Origin of the sequence: Halalkalibacter krulwichiae (assembly GCF_002109385.1) — a bacterium.
Taxonomy (GTDB): domain Bacteria; phylum Bacillota; class Bacilli; order Bacillales; family Bacillaceae_D; genus Halalkalibacter; species Halalkalibacter krulwichiae.
This window is the reverse complement of record NZ_CP020814.1, coordinates 3,543,139-3,567,098: the sequence shown is the minus strand read 5'-3', so window position 1 is coordinate 3,567,098 and position 23,960 is coordinate 3,543,139. Positions and strand designations below refer to the sequence as shown.

Here is a 23,960-nt window from a genome sequence, read left to right as displayed (position 1 = left end):
GTGCACTCCGCTAACTTGAATCGGAGGGGATTACGTGTCAAAACTCGAAAAGAAAGCGAAGGAGATCTTTAAAATGGTCGGTAGTAAGTACGCTGCGCCCGAAGCGGTTGTTAGAGTAAGTAGTCAAATCATCGCGTTAGAACTTCAGGAGATGGACGCTGTAACAGCAAAGCAGCGCCAGCCGAAAGCGAAAAAAGGCGTGGTCTACGAAGGGTCGCGTAAGGAGATAGAGGGCTTCACTAACGCGATATTGAAAGCAGATGAGAATAAGAAACGAGCAGAAGCGATTCATAAGACGCGCGAAGAGTGGGAAGCGTTAGAACTCGAGTATACCGGCTATATTCCAGAGACTACAATATACGGTGAAATAGTTTGCGCCTGTTGGAAGTGCTCTGAAGCAGCAGGTAAAAATAGTAAATATTGCGGTGAGGGTTGCAGAAAAGAGCAGAAGCGAGCCACGCGCCAGTTTAAAAAGTACGGTACATACTTACCGACCGAAGCATTCCAGGAAATCCGCGAAGAAAATAAAGAGAAGCGCGAGAAAAGAAACACGCTAACCATGCGTCAATATGAACACATTCTCAATAAACAAGCGAACGATATAAAGGTTGAGCCGAAAGCACCAACTGGCGATAATCCAGACGGACATCGAATAAAAGTACGAGGCAGTAATTACACAAATGCTGAAGCGAAAGAATTAAGCGGGCATGTAGAGAGATTCAGAATTTCGGGACCAATGCTTAAGTGGTACCTCGCGATGGTTTATGGTACAAGGGAAGAAGTAGAGTCGGTTGAGGATATGCTTATGGAACTCAATCACGTATATAGTGTAGAAGAGAATATTCAATTACCGACGGTTGTCTAATGACAAGCGTCTTTATTTTTGTGGCGGAGTCCTTCGGGATATCCGCCTTTTCTTATGCCCATTTTGCTAATAAAAACTAACAAAGGAGGGAGTCAAATGAAATTGACGCCATTACAACTAAAGAAAGTCAGAAAAGTTTACGGCCTGACGTTTGGAGAATTGGGAGCTTTGCTAAACGTAACTGACGCTCACCTATGTAACATCGAAAAAGGTAAAAGGCGTTTGACAGATCGTCTAATGCTTCGACTTTCGCATGAATTAGAGTTAACAGATGAAAAACTCGAGCGTATCAACAGTATTTACGACGAATTTAAAAAGGGGGAGTTTGATGTTAGTTCAAACCGCTAGAACACTAAAAGCAAGTGGCCACCTACCGAAAGGGACTGTTCCAATACCAAACGGATTTATGCATAACGGCTGGGGCGCATTCTTACCTCCTACAGCTATCGTATTTTTAGTGGAAGTTATGAATTATGCATACGAAGGGTTGGACGCAGAAGGAACAATTAAAGCAATTGAAGATTATCATTATCCATTAGCAAAGAAAAAGAACGATCAATTATTCTTTAATTTTAGTCAGGGTGTCGATGATATTCGCGGTAAGAAAAAACGAGAATTATTTCTTGAAGAGTTAGAATCTGAGACTGAACGCAAAAAGGTTTTAGAACAATCTGGTTACTATTATCCGCAAACAATTCGCGAATGTATTGAACTTGGTGAGAAGTTAGGTATGATTCAACGATTTAAGAAAGAAGGAACCGATTACTATGACGTTACGATTAATCCATTTCCTCACATTAAGCATTATTTGAAAGGTGATGAAGTCGAAAGGTGGCGATCTGCTTTTAACGAATCGGAGGACGCTATACATTGAGCCTCATTAACGGTTTAAAACGACACGCCCGAACTAACTGCGCTACTTTTAACACTGGCACCGACTCGGAATGTCTGCGCGATATGACTTGCGTTCATTTTCAAGCAGGCGGTGGCCGTTGCTCTTACTTCGAGAATTGCGTGCTGCCCTCGGATGAATCACTTATGGCTCGCTACTGGAATGCGCTCGGTAGTACCGACGCTAACGCGGACTATTGCGAAAGCTGTCGCGAACCATTCGAGAAGAAATCGAACCGTCAGAAATATTGCGCGAAATGCAGAGAAAATGTTCGTCGGGATAAGCAGCGAGAGTATAGCAAGAAATACAACGAAAAATCACGTATCGAATTTAGCATTTAGAACGGTAAATAGCCATTCTGAGTGCTTTATTTGCGTGAATTTAAGGCGTCTCAGATAGGCGAGTATGTTTGTAAGGTATTAACCTTATTGGTGGTCTAAATGCTCAATTAAGGAGGTGATGAAGATGGCACGAAATAATTCTGGACGAGTACGCTTCGCGGCCTTACCTCAAAGCAAGCAGCACCGAGAATTAAAGAAGAAACAATTCGCACGTAAGAAAGATAGTCGCGATTGGACTAGCAAACTATTCGATAAGTTGAAAAATTCGGAGGAGGCTGGATAATGATTGATTGCGTTTATACGGTAAGGGAGCACACATTAGGCGGATCGAGCGGTACTTACTTAGAACGCGATGGATTCCGACCATTCTTTGTGAACGGCGTGGCTATCATTAAACACCGCATTAAACCGATTGACACAGGTTATCTTCTGTCGTTCGAAGTAGAAACGGAGCTAGGTGAAATCATAGCGTTAAAGCGATGGACAACTCGGCATGATTCGGAATATACCGCGGAAATGGCCGTAATAGAAGCAGCTGAACGTGCGGCCCGGCAATATGACGATAGAGTCACTTGTTTAGTACGCGGAAAGCCGGTCGCTTCTGTGATTCCTGTACTTAAGGCGAAGGAAACGGCTCGAGCGAATAAGGAGGCTGAAGAATGCGAGTCTACTGCGATTTCGAACTAAAGCTAACGGATGAAGCGCTTATCATTGGCGCAGATTACCGAGTCTTGAACGATGAAAATAACTATTCAACGGTTAAAATCGCAAGTTTATACGAAACGGAAATGGCTGGCGCTTCATTAAATGCGTGTGTCCGTTTTGCGTTGTGTAAGCTTATCGACGAGATGCCTGGCGGATTTGATTCGATTAAGTTTCGATCCGTCCTTTCTCTTATGTCGCGAACAAGTCGATTGAAGGCTGTACTTAAGCATGCAAATGAACAAGAGCTCGAAGTTAAATTTCTTCAGAAGTTCTTTAATTCAGATGCTTGCGACTTGTTAGAGGACGCAGAAAAACGTAAGTCAAGTGTCACCGAAACTATCTAATTAAAAGGAGAATGATATTAATGAAACAATTAACTATTTATGTAACTTCTAATAATGACCACGGATTAACTCCAGGCTTTATCTTTCCTCAAGACGAACACATTGCAGATTCTCTAGTCAACGCGGGGCAAGCGGTCAAGGTAGATTATGTCACGCTTAACGATGTTACTGCGAAAATGGACGTAATAACTGCCGATCATGAGCTAGAAGTATCAATGATTAACGATGATTTCCGCCTTACTCCGGAAGGTAAGCAAGAGAAGATCGAAGCGTTAGAAGCCGCTTATCATGAGGCGATGACTAAGCAATCGGACGAGTATAATTACCGCTTAAGCGCGCTGAAAGAATCCGCAGTTAAGAAGGCGAAGGAACAAACCGGAATCGAAGAAGTTTCCGCGGACGTTGCCCGTCAAGAGGCTGGCATTACTATCGCGAAGATTGATCGTCTATCACTTAATGATGTCGGCTCTTACGTTGATTCGCTCGACTTACATCCGACTATTGCGCGCGAGATGCTTGCGAACTGGATGCAAATTAAGTCGTCGATGCTCGAGAAGTTATCGGTTGAACCGCAAGTTATGGACCGCCAGAGAGTTCAGCGTGCTTTAAACGATATTCATTCGAAACTAGAAGCCGCTTCGACTACAGGTGGTCAGAAAGCAGCAAGTCAAGAGCTGAGCATTTTAGAAGCGTTAGAACGACGTGGAATATACACGCCAGTGACTTCGGCAGCGAGGTCGTTTTATCGAGAGTTAAAGCAACGTGGACGAGTTAGATAATTAATTATTAGATGGATTAAAATGTAAAGAAGAAGGAGGTTTGTGATATTATGGAGAATATAATATATAGTTAGAGTTATAAAGGGGTAGTTTTTAAATGGAAAAGAAAACAATTTATGCTAATAATGTTGAGATCAGTATGCAGCTTTACGACATTGTTATGGATTTCTCTATTATGAATCCTGATAAATCGTTAGAGGGCGGAGCGAAAGTATTCATGAGTCCAGAACACGCAAAAGTGTTTGCAAAAATTTTGTTAGATCATATTAAGAGCTATGAAGAAGCTTTTGGTAAAATACCTGAAGCTCCTACAGAGGGAAAGATAAGAGAATTACAAGAGAAGGGTGTATTTATAGGAGCAAAGATAGAATGAGTGTTGCAGAAGGACTTAAGTTAGAACTTAATGCAAACAGTGGCAGCGGTCAAAGTTATATAAAAATTAGGAAGAACTTTACTGAAAGCACCACTATAAAAGGAACAACTTCAAATGAATTATTTAATAAACCTCAAGGGGTAATTCGAGAAAATAGTTCCTATTACTATCTTTCTTATGGTCAAGTCACAACAAAGAATCTTATAGTTTTTCCTAAACAAAGTATGACAGTTGATGGAACTACTGGATATAAAGCGGAAACTCCTTTAACAAAAGTTGAAGAAACTGTGGAAAAGCCTTCGTTACCGGCTAATAATTGGAATAAAATTAGTCGGTGGGTGAATACTCTTAGTACTAACCTAAAACCAAAGGTAGGTGCTACACAAATGTCTGTTTACATTCCTACTCCGTTACTCTTATTTCATAAAGAGTTTGTTGCATCTTTTAAGGAAGATATTTTGTTAAAACTTGTCATGGCGAGTACATTCACGAGTTTTCTGGCATACTCAGGCATATCAATAGAGCAAATTATTGGCGGTTTCATTTTTTATTTTGCTCTTGTAATAATTGATGCTTTTCTTGCCATACTGCCAGGTAATGTAAAAGAGGGAACTGAAAAGGATCATAAACTCAGCGCAAAATTATTTATGTTTATTACGAATACCATGGCGATAATTGGTGCTTTTGCAGGTCATAATGCATTAAAATATTGGGTTTCGGACCCTAATGCACTTCAGACAATAGGAGTTAACTTTCACTATGGTGTCATCGGATGGGTTGTTGGTATATATGTAATTCGAATAACTAAGTATGTTGCTAGAGCTAACAAAACCAAGATACCACAAAGTTTAACTAACTTCTTTAATAAGTAAATAAGGGACAATTGTCGCCTCTATTTTTGTACTATAAAGACGCTCTAATGGCGTCTTTTTTATTTTCGTCGAATAAAGGTGAGATGTATTATGTAAATCAAATTAACTGTAAAGAATGACGGTAATCAAACAGCACCACAAAGGTGCTGTTTTTAATTTATGGAGGCGATGACAATTAAAACGCTAGAAACAATCGGAGTAATTTTAATTTGGAGCGTTACGTTGCCGCTATTATCATTCGGCGCAATAGCTTACGCGGTGATTAGATTCAGCAAGCCGAAAGGAGGTGAATAAATGGATTTAAGCGCAGAACTTAGACGGGTCAATCCGTTGTTTAACAGTTATATCAAACGTGAGTTAGACGAAGAATCTTTCCTGGCTGAACTATCACGAATCAAGCAACTAATTGAGCGTGATTTGCTGAACGCGCAGAAACGGCTAATGAAAAAGGATGCTCGCGTATATAAGCAGGCGTTGCTTAGTTTTATTGCGGGGATTGACGAGATAAATAAACAAGTTGAGTCTCGTGATCAGTTAGACGTAGATGGAATTTATCGACTCTTTCGCGAAGGTAATGAAGTAATGAAAGAACATTTAAAGGCTTCGGGCTAATGGCTCGGGCTTTTTTTATTTGATTAAAAAGGAGTGATTAAAAATGTCAGATATATCTTTCGCGATAAGCGCGATAGACAATTTCAGCAAGCCGCTTGACGACCTCAGCAGTAAAGTAGAGTCATTAAGTAGTAAAGCTGAAAATTTCGGAAACAAAGTAGCTGACGTCGGTGGAGGTATGACGAAATGGGTTTCTGGTCCGATAGCAGCGGCAGGAGTAGCCGCATTTGGACTAGCTACGAAAGTCGGCAACACGGCTGACAGAATCTTAGATTTACGCGATATTACCGGAATGTCAACGGACTCTATCCAAGAGTGGCAGCACGTCGCGAAAATTGCCGGAGTAGAAACAGAAGCGGTCACGCACGCAACGGAAGGTTTAGTCAGACGATTACCTCAAATCGCAAAAGAAGGCGGACCCGCGTACGAAGCTATCGAAAAATTAGGCTATTCTGCGGAAGACCTTTCGAATATGACTCCGGATGATATGATCGATTCCTTAATCGGATCACTCGCCGGAATGGAAGACCCACTCGAAAGAAATGCTCTTGGTTCGCAGATATTCGGTGGGGCGTGGAAAGATATGGCGCCGATTCTCGGAATGGGTGAGGATGCAATTAACGACCTACGCGGAGAAGCCCATGAATTAGGCGGAGTGATGGACGGAGATGCTTTAAACGCGGCAAACGAATTTAGGCAGTCGATGGTACGTCTTCAGACGCAAGCTATGGCGTTCGCTAACGAGATTGGCGCGAAAGTAGCTCCAATATTGACAGACGTGCTGATTCCGGCATTCCAAGATCATTTATTACCGATACTTCAGTCTGTTGGAGATAAGGTGATGGAGCTTATTGATTGGTTTGCCGCACTAAGTCCGGAAGGACAAAAGACCGCGCTAATGATTGTCGGAATTGTAGCCGCAATCGGTCCTGCGTTAGTGATTATCGGGAAGCTTATCGGGGCTGTTAAGTTAGCGGGCGTTGCGTTTACTGTATTAACCGGCCCAATCGGATTAGGAATCGCAGCCGTTGCCGCTTTCGTTGCGATCGGCTGGGTCGTCTATAAGAATTGGGGCGAAATTATCGGCTGGATTAACGAAAAGTTTCCGTTCATGGGTAAAGTAATCGAATCCGCGATGGAAGCGATCAGAAATATCATCAGCATCGTATGGAAATACGTGAAAGATACGTTCTCCAATACGCTCGACTTCTTGAAGGCGTTAGTTCGCGGTGACTTCCAAGGAATGAAAGATTCCGTATCTAAACAGATGACATTGGCGCGAGGAGCGATCAGCAGGATTTGGAGCGAAATTAAAGCTCACTTTGGTCGAGTTCTTGACGAGATATGGTCGAACGTAAAGGAGAAGTTCGAGGATATGGTTAGTTCTGTGCGTGAGAAGATGGGTAACGTGAAAACTACGATTTCCGAGATTTGGGGCGAAGTACAGGCGTTCTTTGCGGGAATTGACTTGTATCAAATTGGTCGCGACATCGTACAAGGCTTAATTAACGGTATAACGGGAATGGGTGGCACACTTAAGCGGAAAGTAACGTCTTTCATCGATGAGAACGTTCCAGCTCCGATTAAGAAATTACTCGGCATCGCGTCACCGTCTAAGCTTATGGAGCAGTACGGTAATTGGACCGGTGAAGGCTTTACTATCGGTATGGAGGATGCTATTCCGGATGTTAGCGGCATATCTAAACAATTGGCAACCGCTTCAGTTCCGGAGATACCTAATCGTAGAGAACGTTATATAACGCAGACTCAACCGCAGCCAGTGACCGCAAGTCAATCGGAGAGACCGATTCATTTGCAAATCGACTTAGATGGCGAGACTGTAGCGCGAAAAGTATTTAATCCGATGGATAATATGCTGGGACAAAGCATGAGACAGGCGTCATATATGAGTGGGGTACGTTAATAGCGGAGGGGCTTCGGCTCTTCCTTATTTTTTTCTAACGATGTCCGATTACTTAATTCTAAGAGGTGAAACGCAACTCTCTCCAACGCCCGTCTGGGCCTTTGTTTTAACCGCGAAGTATCAATCGAACTTTTTAGATATAAAACTCAAAAATAACTTAATATATACTCCGGCATTTTCAATAATCCACTGAACTATAGGCAAAACAGCTAAGTGACCAAGTAAGCTCTCGAATATTTTCTTAAATAAATAGGTGGAACCTTTAGTAAGTAAAGTTCGGCCTTTATCGAAAAAACTGCGAATTTTTCCTCCTACTAGATCGGTACTATTCACTTCTATATATTCACTTTTCACTTCAATACTTTCATATTCAAAATCATTAAGTGCTTCTTCGAGGGCACCCGTAATAATTGTTTGATTTTTGTGGTATTCCGCCCAACCTTCAGTAATTAAGCGAGATGGCTCCCACATGCGATTACCTATTTCAGTTGTAACTTGAACTATTTTTTGAATTCTAGCTCGAAGTAATTTATCAATTTGTATTACGGCTTGTCTGACAATTTGTGTTACGTCTAGTCTAACAGGTTGAAATTCTGGCACCGTTTTTGGGAAGTTATAAATCACTCATATCTCACCTCAATAAAATAGATTGATATAAATTAACTATAGCATGAAATTAAAGTTAGTACAATATATAGATGTTGTTCGTGTCTGTTCGATACTATATGTGGGTATCGGTGCATTTGGAGAGATGGTCTTAGGAAATAGTTAGTGAAAAAATGTAACAAACGATGTTTTCTGCTTAAAGTTTTCCACTAATATAAAAGTAAAAAAGAGGTGCCCGCCCATGGATCACCAACTCCAAGCTTACGAAACGCTAGTCCACATCGAAAACCATCTCCGCGAAATGCTCATTGCTTACGAATATGAATGCGTATTTAATACTAAACGTCGCCCGTCTTTTGACGACCTCTTATACATATCATCGAAAATAACGTTTGTAATTACCGAGGATACTGTGAAAAAGTTAAACGACATTATCCCGATTCGCAGCAAAATTCTTCGTATGATTGACGTCACTGAAGCGGAATTAATGATACTGTACGAGTGCCGTGAATCATTGCCGAATCTACCGAGGGTAAGACGCGTTACGATTGTTTAAGTTTCCGCATAATTTCGCGTAAATCCTTCTCGCTCCGCCCGGTCCACAACATTAACTCTTCCTTCGTTGGATTCCGCCCTTTTGTTATATTCACGTTCTGAACTATTTGCTTAACTTTGCGCAAAATAAGATCGTCCATTATATACGCTCCGTTATCGTTTTATTTACTATTATATACGAAAGTATGTTCGTTTGCTAATGCGTGCTTCTCTCGAAACCTCTCGCGCAATAAGAATCACTTTTACGTACGATTGCCCGTCTAATTGTAAATTTATTATTATCGCAGCTTACCGCTCCAAACTATTGCAGCGTAGAACGCCTATATGCTATAATTCGAACATAAACGATAGACAGGCGTATGACTTAACGTTGACGTATCGGGACTTAACGCTGACTTATCGGAATCTAAACACGGGGCATTAGCTCAGCTGGGAGAGCGCCACGCTGGCAGCGTGGAGGTCAGCGGTTCGATCCCGCTATGCTCCATTCTAATTTAAAAAGAGTATGATACAGAAGCGACAGAGGTGTCGCTTTTTTTGTTTGCGGAGAAAGATATTCGCGATCAAACAAACATCCGACAATGAATTGACCAAGTAAATAGATAACCGCTAAAATAAAACAATCAAATGTGTGCCAAAAGTCTTGTTGATAGACTTATCTAAGACGTGTAGATAGACTGTCATAATATGGAGGATAACATGGTGAATTTTAAGGTTAAACAGTTCGAGCAATTTGATCAGTTATCAAAATTTGATAATGTTCTAATAGCAGACCAGAACGGGGATATTATCTTTTATGATTTAGCTGATTTAAATGTATTGAAGCAATTAGATTCAAGACCAGAAGATTTTTTAGGGAAAAACGTGACAACCTTCTATAAAAATCTTACGAATGAAAATAGTACGGTTATGCGAGTGTTAGCGAGTGGTGACCCACTTTGTAATATAGAACAAGAGATGGTAACGACAAACGGAAGTGTGATAAAGTCATTTAGTTCGACCTTTCCAATAAAAGAAAACGATGCCATTATTGGAGCTATCGAATTTTCAAAGCACTTTTATCCAAAAGAAGACATTCACTATTTGGATCATTATGCTAGCCATAAAATTTATCGGAAGAATAATACCATTTATACGATAGATGACATCATTACCGCTCATCCATTAATGGAAGCTATAAAAGAGCGAATTGAAAAAGTAGCGAGAACAAGTTCGACCGTCTTAATTTTTGGAAAGACAGGGACGGGAAAAGAAGTAGTTGCACAAGCGATTCATAACCTGAGCGATCGATATAATAAGCCATTTATCTCACTTAACTGTGGTGCTATTCCTGAAAGTTTATTAGAAAGCACTTTGTTTGGTACAACGAAAGGTAGTTTTACGGGAGCGCAAGACATGCCGGGGCTATTTGAACAAGCTGAAGGGGAACCTTGTTTCTTGATGAGATTAACTCATTAAATTATTATCTTCAAGTTAAATTGCTTAAAGCGATTGAAGAAAAGACAATTAGAAGAATTGGCGGTAAAAAAAATATTAGTTTAGATATAAGAGTGATTTCAGCAACGAATGAAGATCCTGACACATTAGTGGAAGAAAAAAAGCTGCGTGAAGATTTGTTCTACCGCTTAGGAGTCGTTCAAATCAATTTACCTACGTTGCTTGAAAGAAAAGATGATATCGAGGTATTGCTTAAATTTTATATCGATTTCTATAATCGCCATATGAATATGACCATTCATGCTGTAGATGACGAGGTTCTCGCTAGCTTTTATCGTTATCATTGGCCTGGGAATGTACGAGAACTAAAAAATGCTGTTGAGACTGCTTATAACCATGTATCGTCCACAGTAATAACATTGGAAGATATTCCAGATCGAATTAGAAACAACCAGAAATCGACACGGGTAAGTCAACCAACCTTAACAGGTACACTCAAAGAATGTGTTGATCGATATGAGAAAGATATTATTGAAAACGAGTTGGAAAAAGCAAACGGAGTAATTGCAGAAACAGCACGACGGTTAGGACTTTCCAAGCAGTCGTTAAAATATAAATTGGAAAAATATAGAATGAGGTAAAAATTTTTTTACTGAGGAGGGGGAAATTTTCCCCTCTTTTTTTGTTTGGAAAGTTAAGTTGCAAAGAAAGTACATTGGACAAGTGCCCGATCAATAGATGGTTACTCTTTATTTATTTACATTGTTAAGAAAATTTACAATTAATTAATAATGGCATGGTATTTGCAAGAAGGGAGGTAGAGTTTGATTAACAATTCGATGAAATGAGAGTGAGTTGTTTTCGAACCGACAGTTGAGGAGGCAAAAATGGTTAAAGAAGAATTATTATTTATGAACGGTAAAATTTTTACATCCAATTCGAATCAGCCTTATGCAAGTGCTATGCGTGTGCGCGATGGAAAAATAGTGTGGATAGGCGAGCTAGAAGACTTAGAACAAAGAGAACAATGTATAGACTTAAAAGGAAAACGTGTCATTCCTGGATTAATAGATGCTCATTTGCATCCGGTTTATCTAGCAAAAGCTGAGAAGCAGATTGCATGTACTCCGCCTCTTGTGGAGTCAATAGTTGATATCGTAAGCGAAATTAAAAAAATGAGTGCGAAGAAAAAAGCAGGTGCGTGGATTGAATGCTGGGGGTACGATGAAGGAAAGTTACAAGAAGGTAGAGCTCCATTGCGCTGGGATTTAGATCAAGCAACAACTGAACATCCAGTAATTGTAACTCGAACATGTGCACATGTTGTCTCAGTCAATAGCGTGACACTAGAACTTGCAGGGATTACAAAAGATACTCCTAATCCTGCAGGTGGACAAATTGATCGAGATCAAGAAGGGGAGCCGACGGGCATTTTAAGAGAAAATGCGAAAGATTTATTGGCCAATATCATGCCGGTAGAAACACTTGACGATCAAGCGCAGCTTTTAGCAGAGCTAAGCCCTAAATTGCTATCAAAAGGGATTACGGCTATTACAGATTTGATGGCGAAAAGTAAGCCAATTAATTATTTTGACTTGTATCAAGAAGCACGAAAAAGAGGGCTTAAGCAACGGACGGTTCTTTACTATCTGTACGAGGAGCTCAAAAAAGGTTACAAGTTGGATGGAGAGCAAACGAACAGAGAACAGCCGATTCATATTGGCGGTGTTAAATTGTTTTCAGATGGTAGTGTTTCTGGCCAAACGGCTTGGGTAACTCCTTCCTTCATGGGCGAAGAAGAAGCATATGGGATTCAAATGACTTCAGAAGAAGAATTACTAGCTGCGGCTAAAGTGGCAAAAGAACAAGGAATTCAATTAGTTATACATGCAATGGGGGAACAAGCCATTGATCTGATCGTTAACACTTTCTATGAAAAAGAAGGTTGGCTTAAGGGTGCCCCATCTATACGGATTGAGCATGCCTCTTTGCCAACGAAGAAAGCGATTGAACGAGCGGCAAAAGCTGGGATTGCAATTGTGACACAACCTATTTTCCTTTATGCAGAAATTGAAAGTTACCTAAACAATTTAGGTGAAGAGCGAACGAAGAATTCATACCCGATTCAATCGTTATTAAAAGCTGGTGTACCAGTGGCCTTCTCATCAGATGCTCCTGCTACGGCATGGGCTGACCCGGCTAATCTGTTTGTTGGAATGAAGGCTGCTATCACACGCCTTGCTTATGATCGAACGGATACAGGACAAAGTCAAAGAGTAGCTGTCGAAACGGCGGTTAAGCTATTTACATCAGCAGCTCAACATATTACAAGAATTCCGGAAATTGGCCAACTTGCTCCAGGTTATCAAGCAGATTTCATCGTTTTAGATCAAGACTTGCTAGAAATAGATCCTGAAAAAATCGATGAAATAATGGTTGAACAAACTTACTTAGCAGGCGAGCTAGTCTATGAAAAGAATAAAATTTTACAACAGTAGGGAGGGACTGGATGTTCCTCTCTTCTAAAGAAATTTAGAAAAAGGTGGTAATAACATGACCGTTTCAACGATTGAACAAGCAATTGAAAGCGTTACAAAAGAAGTAATTGAATGGAGACGATACCTTCATCAACATCCAGAGTTATCGTTTCAAGAGGAGAAAACATCACAATTTGTTTTTGACAAATTACAATCATTCGGAAATTTAGAAGTAACACGTCCAACTAAGTACAGTGTGATGGCGCGTTTGATTGGAGATCAACCAGGAAAAACTCTAGGAATACGTGCAGATATGGATGCCCTTCCAATACTGGAAGAGAATCAATCAGGTTACACTTCGAAAACACCAGGAGTCATGCATGCGTGTGGTCATGATGGGCATACGGCAATGCTTTTAGGGGCTGCAAAGGTTTTGTCGACAATGAAAAATGAGATAAAGGGAGAAGTACGCTTTTTCTTTCAACATGCTGAGGAATACTTCCCTGGCGGTGCAAAGGAAATGGTTGAAGCGGGTGTAATGGATGGGGTCGACATGGTGATTGCGGCTCATTTAATGTCTGACCTTAATGTTGGGAAAGTTGGAATTGGTTATGGTCCAATGATGGCGGCACCTGATGGATTTTGGATTACGATTAAAGGAAAAGGCGGTCATGGCGCAATGCCGCATCAAGCAATCGATAGTATAGCGATTGGCGCGCAAGTTGTCACGAATCTTCAACATATCGTGGCACGAAATGTTGATCCTACAGATAATGTTGTGCTCTCAATCGGAAAGTTCGTTGGAGGAGAGGCAGCAAATGTGATTGCAAATACTGTTGAAATGAACGGGACAGTTAGAAGCTTTGATGTGAAATTCCGTAAAATGATTCCGGAATTAATGGAGAGAGTTTTAAAAGGCATTACAGAAGCGCATGGAGCTACATATGAATTTACATATGAGTGCGGATACTTGCCAGTTATTAATGATGAAGAGGTAACAAAGCTTGTTGAGGAAACGGTTCGTGATGTTTATGGAGAGGAAACGGTCGAAATTCAAAAACCAAAAATGGGTGCAGAAGATTTCTCTGCATTTCAACAAAAAGCACCAGGAAGTTACTTCCTAATTGGGGCACGTAATGAAGACAAAGGCATTATTTATCCTCACCATCATCCACGATTTGACATTGATGAGGACTCTTTACAATATGGTGTGAAAATATTTGTCCAGGCCGTTAAGAAGATTTTGATGTAGAAAGGGAGAATATTTATGGGGAAGGCATTGCGCAAAGATTTGAATCCAGAGGTTACACCGAGGCGAGAGAGTAAATGGAAGCTGCCTCATGTTTATGTTATATTAATTACTTTGTTAGTGGTCACTTATGTCGCAACCCTCTTTATCCCGAAAGGACAGTTTGAGCGAGAGGAGAGTGAATCAGGTGCTCTTCTCATTCAGCCAGAAACCTTTCAATTCATTGATAGTCCAAACTTAAGTTTATTTGATTTAATATTTGCGATTCCAACTGGAATGGTTCAAGCGGCAGAGATTATATTTGGAGGATTTATGATCGGTGCTTTATTTGCCATCCTTGACCGTACCGGTCTATTAGCCTTCATTCTCCAAATAATTGTCAAACTATTTAGTAAAAACAGTATTCTCATCATTCCTGTTCTAATGATTCCGATGGGGATTTTTACCGCCTTTACAGGTGCGATGGAATTAGCCTTGATTTATGTGCCAATTATGATACCGCTTATGTTAAAGATGGGATATGACCGTTTAACAGCGACGGCGATGGTTTTAGTTAGTACAGGAGCAGGCTTTTCTGTAGCATTGACGGCCCCTGCCACTGTCGGTTTAGCTCAAACGATTGCTGAGTTGCCACTGTACTCAGGTATTGAATATCGAGTCGGTATTCTTGTTACTGTTATGGTAATAGGAATTGTTTATGTTTGGCGCTACGCAAAGAAAGTGGAAAAGAACCCTTCGTTAGGCTTGCTTTACGGAGATGGTCTAGATGAAGAATATATTAGTGAGCAGGAAGAAGAAAGGGAAAAGATCTCAATAAGAGAGGCGTTAGCCATTGCCTTTTTAGTTGTTGGAATGGGTATTATGATATACGGTTTGCTAAATTGGGGATGGTACTTCATTGAAATTGGCGGATGGTATGCGTTTATGAGTATTGTTTTAGGGTTGCTTTGCGGATTATCTCCAAGTAACATTGCAGAAGCTTTTAATGATGGGATCAAAAAGATGGTCGTGGCTGCAATTGTTATAGGATTATCTCGGTCGATTTCAGTTGTACTTCAAGATGGCAACATTTTAGATACCGTTATTTACGTGGTTAGCGGAGTGCTAAGTGGAATGCCGACAGAATTAACAGCGATTGGGATGATGGTCGTTCAAGGAGGAATTAACTTCTTTGTTGGTTCCGGTAGTGGACAAGCGATGATTACGATGCCAGTCATGAATGGATTGTCTGATTTGCTTGGTGTTTCTCGCCAAACAGCTGTGTTAGCGTTTCAGTTTGGTGATGGTTTTACCAATTTAATTTATCCGGTAAGTTTAGTAATGGCCATGCTTGCTTTAGCTCAAGTATCTTTTACTAAGTGGCTTCGTTTTATTACCCCATTATTGGTTATTTGGGGAGTAATATGTGCCACCGCGCTCGTTATTGCTCAAGTTATAGGTTGGTAATCAAATAGAATGAAATGATTAGAGGTTGTCCCATAAGTCAAAAAATCGACATATGGGACAACCTCTTTTTCTACGCATCAATATTTAATCGTTTAATGCGATATTGTAATGTTTGTCTACTTAGTCCAAGTTCAGCAGCCGCATTCGTTTTATGATACTTATGTTTTTCGAGCGCCTTCTTAATGTAATAGGATTCCGCCTTAAGTAAAAACTCTTTCAAATTATCAACAGGTGCACTTGGATTGATTTCATTGATCGCGCCAATTGGACCTTCAGTCTCTGGATTTGCTTCGCTTTTCGTGTTGTATACACCGATAATAGATGAACCTTGAGACGAGAAGGTTGATTTGTTTTTAAAATGGTGTGGAAGGTGAGTTACATCAATCATTGTTTCACCTACAAGAACATTCATGGAAGCCTCGATGACATGTTCAATCTCGCGGACGTTCCCTGGCCAGTCATATTGGTTAAAGATCTGGAGAACTTCCTCGCTCACACCAGCTACATCCATTTGAAAAATATGATTATATTTTTCAATGAAAGAACGTACAAGCAAGGGGATGTCATCTTTTCGATCTCGCATTGGCGGAATGAAAAGCGAGACAACACTAAGACGATAATACAAATCTTTTCGCAAACGGTCGTTGGCGATTGCTTCAACAGGATCTTCATTGATGGTTGCAATGATTCTAACATTTACTTTGCGATTAACAGTGTCGCCAATTCGACGAATCGATTTTTCTTGAATAGCCCGCAAAAGTTTAGCTTGGAGCATCGGACTTAACGAGTTAATTTCGTCTAATAGTAGAGTCCCACCTTCAGCTTGTTCAAATAGTCCAATTTGATCGGTTGCTCCTGTGAACGCTCCTTTTTTTGTCCCGAATAGCAAACTCTCAATTAATGTGTCGGGCATAGCCGCGCAATTTTGTGAGATGAAAGGACCGGATGAATGTTCACTACCGTTATGTATGCTTTGGGCAAACAGTTCTTTTCCTGTACCTGTTTCTCCTATGATCAGAATGGAAGAGGGGGTTCGAGTCGCTCTTTTAGCAATATCAATCACTTCTTTAATCGCATGGCTTTCTCCAATTAAACTTTCAAATGTAAATCGAGTATCTCCTTTTACCTTTAAGTTGTTTTTGATAAGGTTTTCAATTTTTGTAACATCTTTTGCAATTTCAATCGCACCAATTACTTCGGTTTGATCATAAATAGGAAAGGTGTGGTTAATAGTTGTAATAGCTTTACCATTTTTTGTGAAATACGTTTGTCTAACATTATTGAATTCTTTTTTTTGAAATAAGGCCTCTAACAGTGTACTTCGCTGTCCCTCTTCAAAAGTAAAAATATCTAAGAAGTCTTTATCAAACACTTCTTCTTTCGATAGAGATTCGATCTCCATCATTTTTTCGTTGTAAATAATGGTTTTTCCAGATGAGTTAATAGCGTGTACACCTACATCAATTTCATTGACTAATGTTTCGTAGATTTTCATCATCTGATCAGTTACAGCGCTTTTAGAAGGTGTCATCACGATTCCCCTTTCACTAAGCTTTATTTTTTCTTTCATACTAATAACGAACAATACGTAAGGTGTAAAAGTGAAAAATATTTTTTCGGAAACATCTTTTTAATTAAACGGGCTAGTCGAAACCAATTGTCATAATTCCACATGTTTAAAGTATTTTTCTTTTATTCTATATGGAAAGGGATCAAAATGACAGTTAATTTTTCGTTTTTGCTAAATTGAGTTATTTAAACCATTGTAAAACGAAAAAAAATTATACTATGTAAAAAAAATTATACAAAAATGAAAAAAAACTTTCTGTAATGATTTTAAATGCTTCTAAATTGGTCTTTTTAAAGTTGGCACGGTATTTGCATTATAGAAAAGTGTAAATAGATAAATAATTCAAATGAAATAGATGGAGGGATTCTTTTGGTAGCGACACGATCAATTATTGAGAAAACAGAAAATTTTGGTGCTAGAAACTACAATCCATTACCGGTTGTTATATCGGAAGCAAAAGGCGCATGGGTAAGTGATCCTGAAGGCAATAAATACTTAGATATGTTAAGTGCTTATTCTGCAGTGAACCAAGGTCATTGTCATCCGAAGATCATTGATGCATTGAAGAAACAAGCCGATAAGATCACGTTGACTTCTCGTGCATTTCACAATGATCAGCTTGCTCCGTTTTATGAAAAAGTAGCTCAATTAACAGGGAAAGAAATGATTCTCCCAATGAATACGGGTGCTGAAGCTGTTGAGACGGCAGTGAAAGCAGCGCGTCGATGGGCTTATGATGTAAAAGGAGTAGCTGATAATCAAGCTGAAATCATCGTCTGTGAGGAGAATTTCCATGGTCGGACAATGACAGCTGTTTCTCTTTCTTCAAACGATGAGTATAAACGCGGTTTTGGTCCAATGCTTCCTGGTGTGAAAGTGATTCCTTATGGAGATCTTGATGCACTTAAAGCGGCAATAACTTCAAATACTGCCGCGTTTATGCTTGAACCGATCCAAGGTGAAGCGGGTATTAGAATACCAAGGGAAGGATTTCTAAAAGAGGCGCAAGCCCTTTGTAAACAAGAAAATGTCCTCTTCATTGCTGATGAAATTCAAGCAGGACTTGGTCGTTCGGGAAAACTATTTGCTTGTGACTGGGAAGATGTAAAGCCTGATATGTATATTTTAGGTAAAGCACTTGGAGGCGGAGTATTCCCAATTTCTGTTGTCGCCGCTAACCGTGACGTATTAGGCGTATTTGAACCAGGTTCTCATGGTTCAACATTTGGAGGAAATCCGCTTGCTTGTGCAGTATCACTAGCTGCCCTTGAAGTGATAGAAGAAGAAAATCTTGTTCAACGTTCATATGAACTAGGAAGCTATTTGAAAGAGAAACTAGAGAAAATTAACAACCCAATGATTAAAGAAGTTCGTGGTAGAGGGTTATTTATCGGGGTTGAATTAAATGAACCGGCTAGAAAATATTGCGAGCAATTAAAAGAAGAGGGTCTATTATGTAAAGAAACACACGAGAAAGTGATTCGTTTTGCTCCGCCGTTAGTCATTAAAAAAGAAGATTTAGATTGGGCCATTGAAAAAATTTATAAAGTTCTCGGCTCTTAAGTATCAATAAATCAAGTCTGTATTTACGCTGAAGCAACAAAATTAGAGGAAGGGTTTAAAGGGGGATTCGTTGTGAAAAGCTTTCGGACGGTAGATAGTTCAATCGATGGAATCATTGAAAAAGTTCATGTTCAATCAGGTGAGTATGTACACGAATGGCAACCTTTGTTTGAAGTGAAAACAGCGAGTGGAACATTAAGAAATCTTGAATTTAGCTTCAGTGGTGTTGTGTCAAGAGTGAATGTTACACCGGGAGATCTCGTATACTCTAATATGACATTGGCGTTAGTGGAAGAAGACTCAAGTCCTTGCGGCTGTGATTAATCTATCATCTTATTACTTGATAAAAAGATTTGGAGGAGAAATATATGTTAACAACTTATAAACACGAACCATTCACTGATTTTACGGTAGAAGAAAATAAAGTAGCTTTTGAAGCGGCATTAAAAAGTGTTGAAGCAGAGCTGGGAAAAGAGTATCCGTTAGTTGTAGGTGGGGAGCGCATTACGACAAAAGCGAAAATTGTTTCAAATAACCCTTCTAAGAAGGAAGAGGTAGTAGGGATTGTTTCGAAAGCTGACAAAGAAATTGCTGAAAAGGCTATCCAAGCAGCCGATGAAGCTTTTCAAACTTGGAGGAAAGTTAGCCCAGTAGAAAGAGCGAATGTATTAGTGCGTGCAGCAGCGATGATTCGTCGTCGTAAGCATGAATTCTCAGCGTGGCTTGTTAAAGAAGCAGGTAAGCCTTGGAAGGAGGCTGATGCAGATACGGCTGAAGCGATTGACTTCCTCGAGTACTATGCTCGTCAAATGATCGCGCTAAAAGACGGCAAACAAATTAATAGCCGTGAAGGGGAGCATAACAGTTATTTCTATACACCGACAGGTGTTTGTGTAACGATTTCTCCGTGGAACTTTGCTTTTGCGATTATGGCTGGTACAACGGTTGCTCCAATCGTAACGGGTAACACTGTATTGCTAAAGCCGGCAAGCACAACCCCTACGGTTGCTTACAAATTTGTCGAAGTACTTGAAGAAGCCGGCCTTCCAAAAGGAGTTGTAAACTTTATCCCTGGAAGTGGTGCTGAAGTAGGTGATTACTTAGTAGATCATCCGAAAACGGCTCTTATTACATTTACAGGCTCTCGTGATGTTGGAGTTCGCTTATATGAAAGAGCTGCTGTTGTGCATCCTGGTCAAAACCATCTAAAACGTGTCATCGTTGAAATGGGTGGGAAAGATACGGTTGTTGTTGATCGTGAAGCTGATCTAGACTTAGCTGCTCAATCAATCGTTGTGTCTGCATTTGGATTCTCTGGTCAAAAGTGTTCGGCTGGGTCACGTGCGGTTATTCACCAAGATGTGTACGATGAAGTACTAGAAAAAGTAGTTGCATTAACAAATGAGTTATCTGTTGGTGAACCGGAAACGAACGACATGTATATGGGACCAGTTATTGATCAAGCGGCCTTCAATAAAATAATGAGCTATGTTGAAATTGGCAAAGAAGAAGGGCGTTTAGTAGCAGGTGGAAAGGGAGATGACTCAACAGGATTCTTCATTCAACCAACCGTATTTGCTGATGTAGATCCAAAAGCAAGATTAATGCAAGAAGAGATCTTTGGGCCGGTTTTAGCTATTAGTAAAGCAAAAGACTTCGATCATGCTCTTGAGATTGCTAATAACACAGAATATGGGCTTACAGGAGCTGTTATCACTCATAATCGGGCTCGTATTGAACAAGCGAAACAAGATTTTCACGTAGGTAACCTATATTTTAACCGTAATTGTACTGGTGCAATTGTTGGATACCATCCATTTGGTGGGTTTAAAATGTCTGGTACGGACTCTAAGGCTGGAGGCCCTGATTATTTAGCGTTACACATGCAAGCGAAAACAGTATCTGAAATGTATTAATAGATTTGACATATATCCCTACTCAACTCATTGGGTAGGGCTTTTAAAAAATGAGTGAAGGAGCTCGTATGATGGCCCTTGAAAAAATTTCAAGAAGTTTCTTCTTATCGTTATCAAAAAATAAAGTTTTGAATATAGGTGCAAAGAAATGGGGTTTAGGCCTAGGTGCTTCTCAAGTAGTAGCGGGTACAACCATTGAAAGTATGATCAAAACGGTTAGTCAATTAAACAATGAAGGTTTACTGTGTACCGTTGATCATTTGGGGGAATTTGTCTTAAGTAAAGAAGAAGCAAGATATGCAACAAAAAAGTGCATTGAAACGCTTGAAGCTATTGCGACTTCGGGTGTGAACTGTCAATTATCAGTCAAACTAACGCAACTAGGCCTAGATATTGATGATCAATTTTGTTTAGAGAATATGAAAGAAATAATGAAAGTGGCTAAGAAGTTTCATAACTTTGTCCAGATTGATATGGAAGATTATTCGCGAAAGAAAGCGACACTAGAAATTCTTGCAGCTTTACGAGAATCATATGATAATGTCGGAACCGTTATTCAAGCTTATCTCTATGATGCTGAAGATGATGTTGAAATGTTAAAAGGGATGCCATTACGTCTTGTAAAGGGAGCGTATAAAGAACAAGAAGTGGTTGCCTTTCAAGACAAAGCGAGGATAGATAATCAATATTTACGAATTATCAAAAAACATTTAATGAATGGTAGTTATACCGCTATTGGCTCACATGATCACGTAATAATAGACAAAGTAATTGAGTTTGCAAATCAAAATGGGATCCCAAGGACCCAATTTGAATTTCAAATGCTGTACGGATTTCGAACGGATTTACAAAAAGATTTAGTGGACAAAGGATATACGATGCGTGTGTATGTCCCTTTTGGAGAAGATTGGTACGGATATTTTATGCGAAGGTTAGCGGAGAGGCCGCAAAACGTTACTTTTGCGTTAAAGGGGCTTTTATCTAAATAAAGCCCTTGCATCTTTAAGGAGGAGAACATGAAAACAGTAGCAACAGACAGAGTTAAACGTGGTATGGCAGAAATGCAAAAGGGTGGCGTCATTATGGACGTTATTAACGCTGAACAAGCGAAGATTGCTGAAGCAGCAGGTGCGGTAGCAGTCATGGCATTAGAGCGTGTTCCTGCAGATATTCGTGCAGCGGGTGGCGTAGCGCGTATGGCGGACCCTACAATCGTTGAAGAAGTATTAAATGCGGTATCTATTCCAGTCATGGCAAAAGCACGTATCGGTCATATTGTTGAGGCTCGTGTATTAGAAGCTATGGGTGTTGATTACATTGATGAAAGTGAAGTACTTACACCAGCTGATGAAGTATTTCATTTATACAAACGTGACTTTACAGTACCATTTGTATGTGGAGCACGTGACCTAGGCGAAGCTTCTCGTCGTATCGGTGAAGGTGCATCGATGATCCGTACAAAAGGAGAGCCTGGAACCGGTAATATCGTTGAAGCTGTACGTCATATGCGTATGATTCAAGGTCAAATTAACAAGGTGAAGCAAATGTCTACAGACGAGTTAATGACAGAGGCAAAGAACCTTGGAGCGTCATTTGATCTTTTATTACAAATTAAAGAAACGGGTAAACTACCAGTCGTTAACTTTGCAGCGGGCGGTGTTGCTACTCCGGCAGATGCTGCATTAATGATGCAGTTAGGCGCTGATGGTGTATTCGTAGGATCTGGTATCTTCAAATCGGACAACCCTGAGAAGTTTGCACGTGCAATCGTAGAAGCAACAACACACTACGAAGATTATGCACTTATTGCTGAGTTATCAAAAGGCCTTGGGACAGCAATGAAAGGGATTGAAATTTCTACTTTAAACCCTACTGAGCGTATGCAAGAGCGTGGCTCGTAATTAGTAACATTGATGAATGAGTTAAGAGACGGGGTTTGAAAAGGTAATATGTTCTTGCAAGAAGCTGAACTGTTGTGAAGTTTGGCTTCTTTTTTGTTGTTTAAACCGAAGAAAGATGGGGGATAAATGATTGCTAAAATGGTTTAGATAAATCTGCTTTAGGTGAAGATGAAGAGAGACAAATGTACTTGAAATCTTTTAAAAGGGAGGTTCGACAATTGACTGAATTATCGAATCCTGCAGAACTGGAAGGGGGAGCTCGCTTCCTTTATGCTAGACGGAATCTATGGTCGGGTATTTTATTTGGCGTGGGGTTAGTTGCTTTCTTTGATGAAATGGTCTTTCATCAATTGCTTCACTGGCACCATTTTTATGATCGGTCAACTACGGAAATAGGATTGATTTCAGATGGGTTATTCCACGCGTTTAGTTGGTTTGCGACCATTGGAGGGTTGTTTTTATTTGCGGATCTACGGAGGCGGAACGCCGTGTGGTTAACAAAGTGGTGGGGAGGAGTGCTTCTTGGGGCTGGAGTGTTCCAATTGTATGATGGGATTGTTCAACATAAATGGATGCAGATCCATCAAATTCGGTATGTAGAAAATGTTATTGTCTATGATTGGATTTGGAATATTGTAGCCGTTGTGATGATCTTGATAGGGGCTCTTATGAACAATCGTGCAAATAGAGCGAGAAAGAATATTGAGGTGTCCGTAAATGGATAATCACTCTCTTCATCATCACGTTAGTCCCCCGATCATACTTATTTTTCCTTTTATTATTGCTTTAATTGTTTACATGGTATGCGTGTATGTTTCTAATCGGCGTTTCAAAACGTGGCCGCTTTATCGAACTGGTTTATGGATGATCGGAATTGTGTGTGCCAGCATTTCCGTTTATGGTCCAATCGCAAAGATGGCGCATGTTGATTTTACGATACATATGGTTGGTCATTTGCTTCTTGGAATGCTTGCTCCGCTGTTAATGGCATTGGGGGCTCCTGTTTCGTTGCTATTAAGAACTTTACCCGTGCAAACTGCTAGAAAGCTAACAAGTTTTTTGAAAAGTTGGCCAGCTCGACTGTATACGGACCCTCTTGTGGCTTCATTTTTAAATATAGGTGGGCTATGGATATTGTATACAACAAGTTTGTATCATCTAATGCATCAATCTGTTGTTCTTCATGTTCTGATCCATCTACATGTGTTTATCGCTGGGTATTTATTTACCATTTCAATGATTTACATTGATCCGATGCCTCATCAAAGAAGTTATATTTATCGCGCTATTGTGCTAGTTTTTGCATTAGCTGCACACGGAATCTTGTCAAAGTATATCTACGCTTCACCTCCTTTAGGTGTCTCGCAGATTGAAGCGGAAACTGGGGCGATGTTGATGTATTATGGGGGGATATAGTAGATGCTATTTTAATCTTTATCCTTTGTTACCAATGGTTTAAGGCGACGCGGCCTAGAGGAGTTACAATGAATGGAAAGAGCGTTCTTGCCCTAGGTGATAGCAAATGAAAAAGGA

At 40.1% G+C, this 23,960-nt stretch carries 24 protein-coding genes, 1 tRNA gene and 2 pseudogenes; 25 read left to right on the top strand and 2 right to left on the bottom strand.

The features are described 5' to 3' along the window. Nucleotides 1-34: 34 nt before the first annotated feature. From BkAM31D_RS17945 to BkAM31D_RS17900, 11 genes are all read left to right on the top strand, one after another. The gene (locus BkAM31D_RS17945) at nucleotides 35-865 is read left to right on the top strand and encodes a hypothetical protein (protein WP_066156296.1); all 831 of its coding nucleotides are present in this window, start codon (nucleotides 35-37) and stop codon (nucleotides 863-865) included. A gap of 96 nt (nucleotides 866-961) precedes the next feature. Beyond that, complete coding sequence (locus BkAM31D_RS17940; RefSeq protein ID WP_066156294.1) at nucleotides 962-1,213, top strand: helix-turn-helix transcriptional regulator; 252 nt, start codon at nucleotides 962-964, stop codon at nucleotides 1,211-1,213. Continuing rightward, the gene (locus BkAM31D_RS17935; protein WP_066156292.1) at nucleotides 1,194-1,739 is read left to right on the top strand and encodes a DUF6042 family protein; all 546 of its coding nucleotides are present in this window, start codon (nucleotides 1,194-1,196) and stop codon (nucleotides 1,737-1,739) included. Before BkAM31D_RS17940 ends, BkAM31D_RS17935 begins: the two co-directional genes overlap by 20 nt. A gap of 483 nt (nucleotides 1,740-2,222) precedes the next feature. After that, nucleotides 2,223-2,381 (top strand): hypothetical protein, encoded by a 159-nt coding sequence (locus BkAM31D_RS23680; protein WP_157076848.1) that lies wholly within the window; start codon nucleotides 2,223-2,225, stop codon nucleotides 2,379-2,381. Further along, complete coding sequence (locus tag BkAM31D_RS17930; RefSeq protein ID WP_066156289.1) at nucleotides 2,381-2,785, top strand: hypothetical protein; 405 nt, start codon at nucleotides 2,381-2,383, stop codon at nucleotides 2,783-2,785. Before BkAM31D_RS23680 ends, BkAM31D_RS17930 begins: the two co-directional genes overlap by 1 nt. Then, the gene (locus BkAM31D_RS17925) at nucleotides 2,758-3,147 is read left to right on the top strand and encodes a hypothetical protein (RefSeq protein WP_066156287.1); all 390 of its coding nucleotides are present in this window, start codon (nucleotides 2,758-2,760) and stop codon (nucleotides 3,145-3,147) included. Before BkAM31D_RS17930 ends, BkAM31D_RS17925 begins: the two co-directional genes overlap by 28 nt. Nucleotides 3,148-3,323: 176 nt before the next feature. Then, nucleotides 3,324-3,926 carry a hypothetical protein gene (locus tag BkAM31D_RS17920; RefSeq protein WP_157076847.1) on the top strand — a complete coding sequence of 201 codons (603 nt, stop codon included), beginning with the start codon at nucleotides 3,324-3,326 and terminating at the stop codon, nucleotides 3,924-3,926. 97 nt (nucleotides 3,927-4,023) lie between these two features. After that, nucleotides 4,024-4,299: a DUF3467 domain-containing protein gene (locus tag BkAM31D_RS17915; protein WP_066156279.1), complete on the top strand. Its 276-nt coding sequence runs from the start codon at nucleotides 4,024-4,026 to the stop codon at nucleotides 4,297-4,299. Beyond that, complete coding sequence (locus BkAM31D_RS17910) at nucleotides 4,296-5,171, top strand: hypothetical protein (RefSeq protein WP_066156277.1); 876 nt, start codon at nucleotides 4,296-4,298, stop codon at nucleotides 5,169-5,171. The genes BkAM31D_RS17915 and BkAM31D_RS17910 overlap by 4 nt, the downstream gene beginning before the upstream one ends. 294 nt (nucleotides 5,172-5,465) lie before the next feature. Further along, the gene (locus tag BkAM31D_RS17905) at nucleotides 5,466-5,783 is read left to right on the top strand and encodes a hypothetical protein (RefSeq protein ID WP_066156273.1); all 318 of its coding nucleotides are present in this window, start codon (nucleotides 5,466-5,468) and stop codon (nucleotides 5,781-5,783) included. Between the two features lie 43 nt (nucleotides 5,784-5,826). Continuing rightward, nucleotides 5,827-7,707, top strand: a complete 1,881-nt coding sequence (locus tag BkAM31D_RS17900) for a phage tail tape measure protein (RefSeq protein ID WP_066156270.1) — start codon at nucleotides 5,827-5,829, stop codon at nucleotides 7,705-7,707. 120 nt (nucleotides 7,708-7,827) lie between these two features. Here the strand turns inward: BkAM31D_RS17900 and BkAM31D_RS17895 are convergent, their stop codons facing one another. Beyond that, nucleotides 7,828-8,331: a hypothetical protein gene (locus BkAM31D_RS17895; RefSeq protein WP_066156267.1), complete on the bottom strand. Its 504-nt coding sequence runs from the start codon at nucleotides 8,329-8,331 to the stop codon at nucleotides 7,828-7,830. Nucleotides 8,332-8,554: 223 nt separating this feature from the next. On the opposite strand from BkAM31D_RS17895, the gene BkAM31D_RS17890 reads away from it, so the two are divergent. The 7 genes and pseudogenes from BkAM31D_RS17890 (at nucleotide 8,555) to BkAM31D_RS17860 (ending at nucleotide 15,477) form a co-directional block, all read left to right on the top strand. Next, nucleotides 8,555-8,869 carry a hypothetical protein gene (locus BkAM31D_RS17890; RefSeq protein ID WP_066156265.1) on the top strand — a complete coding sequence of 105 codons (315 nt, stop codon included), beginning with the start codon at nucleotides 8,555-8,557 and terminating at the stop codon, nucleotides 8,867-8,869. A gap of 413 nt (nucleotides 8,870-9,282) precedes the next feature. Next, nucleotides 9,283-9,355, top strand: a tRNA-Ala gene (locus BkAM31D_RS17885). A 200-nt stretch (nucleotides 9,356-9,555) separates the two neighbouring features. Continuing rightward, a pseudogene (locus tag BkAM31D_RS17880) lies at nucleotides 9,556-10,451 on the top strand (sigma 54-interacting transcriptional regulator); the annotation flags it as partial. 138 nt (nucleotides 10,452-10,589) lie between these two features. Then, the gene (locus tag BkAM31D_RS24900; RefSeq protein ID WP_371807209.1) at nucleotides 10,590-10,946 is read left to right on the top strand and encodes an AAA-type ATPase lid domain-containing protein; all 357 of its coding nucleotides are present in this window, start codon (nucleotides 10,590-10,592) and stop codon (nucleotides 10,944-10,946) included. A gap of 246 nt (nucleotides 10,947-11,192) precedes the next feature. Beyond that, entirely contained in the window at nucleotides 11,193-12,803 is a 1,611-nt protein-coding gene (locus tag BkAM31D_RS17870; protein WP_066156257.1) for an amidohydrolase, read from the top strand. Between the two features lie 55 nt (nucleotides 12,804-12,858). Then, nucleotides 12,859-14,034 (top strand): M20 family metallopeptidase, encoded by a 1,176-nt coding sequence (locus BkAM31D_RS17865; RefSeq protein WP_066156252.1) that lies wholly within the window; start codon nucleotides 12,859-12,861, stop codon nucleotides 14,032-14,034. A 15-nt stretch (nucleotides 14,035-14,049) separates the two neighbouring features. Then, nucleotides 14,050-15,477 carry a YfcC family protein gene (locus BkAM31D_RS17860; protein WP_066156249.1) on the top strand — a complete coding sequence of 476 codons (1,428 nt, stop codon included), beginning with the start codon at nucleotides 14,050-14,052 and terminating at the stop codon, nucleotides 15,475-15,477. Nucleotides 15,478-15,547: 70 nt separating this feature from the next. Here BkAM31D_RS17860 and BkAM31D_RS17855 read toward each other — a convergent pair whose 3' ends face one another. Beyond that, entirely contained in the window at nucleotides 15,548-17,008 is a 1,461-nt protein-coding gene (locus BkAM31D_RS17855) for a sigma-54 interaction domain-containing protein (protein WP_066156246.1), read from the bottom strand. A gap of 408 nt (nucleotides 17,009-17,416) precedes the next feature. Between BkAM31D_RS17855 and BkAM31D_RS17850 the strand changes: the two genes are divergently transcribed. The 7 genes and pseudogenes from BkAM31D_RS17850 to BkAM31D_RS17820 all read left to right on the top strand — a co-directional run bounded on the left by BkAM31D_RS17850 (nucleotide 17,417) and on the right by BkAM31D_RS17820 (nucleotide 23,953). Next, on the top strand, nucleotides 17,417-18,610 hold the full coding sequence (locus BkAM31D_RS17850) for an ornithine--oxo-acid transaminase (protein ID WP_157076846.1): 1,194 nt from the start codon (nucleotides 17,417-17,419) through the stop codon (nucleotides 18,608-18,610). 72 nt (nucleotides 18,611-18,682) lie between these two features. Beyond that, nucleotides 18,683-18,934, top strand: coding sequence for a biotin/lipoyl attachment domain-containing protein (locus BkAM31D_RS17845; protein ID WP_066156238.1), 252 nt, complete (start codon nucleotides 18,683-18,685; stop codon nucleotides 18,932-18,934). A gap of 44 nt (nucleotides 18,935-18,978) precedes the next feature. Beyond that, nucleotides 18,979-20,526, top strand: coding sequence for an L-glutamate gamma-semialdehyde dehydrogenase (gene pruA, locus BkAM31D_RS17840; protein WP_066156235.1), 1,548 nt, complete (start codon nucleotides 18,979-18,981; stop codon nucleotides 20,524-20,526). A gap of 50 nt (nucleotides 20,527-20,576) precedes the next feature. Then, complete coding sequence (locus tag BkAM31D_RS17835) at nucleotides 20,577-21,515, top strand: proline dehydrogenase family protein (protein ID WP_235820494.1); 939 nt, start codon at nucleotides 20,577-20,579, stop codon at nucleotides 21,513-21,515. Nucleotides 21,516-21,542: 27 nt separating this feature from the next. Next, the gene (gene pdxS / locus BkAM31D_RS17830) at nucleotides 21,543-22,427 is read left to right on the top strand and encodes a pyridoxal 5'-phosphate synthase lyase subunit PdxS (RefSeq protein WP_066156232.1); all 885 of its coding nucleotides are present in this window, start codon (nucleotides 21,543-21,545) and stop codon (nucleotides 22,425-22,427) included. 218 nt (nucleotides 22,428-22,645) lie between these two features. After that, nucleotides 22,646-23,152 (top strand): DUF2243 domain-containing protein, encoded by a 507-nt coding sequence (locus BkAM31D_RS17825; RefSeq protein WP_371807165.1) that lies wholly within the window; start codon nucleotides 22,646-22,648, stop codon nucleotides 23,150-23,152. Beyond that, nucleotides 23,145-23,953, top strand: a pseudogene (locus tag BkAM31D_RS17820) (cytochrome c oxidase assembly protein). The gene BkAM31D_RS17825 and the pseudogene BkAM31D_RS17820 overlap by 8 nt, the downstream one beginning before the upstream one ends. The last annotated feature ends 7 nt before the right edge of the window (nucleotides 23,954-23,960 follow it).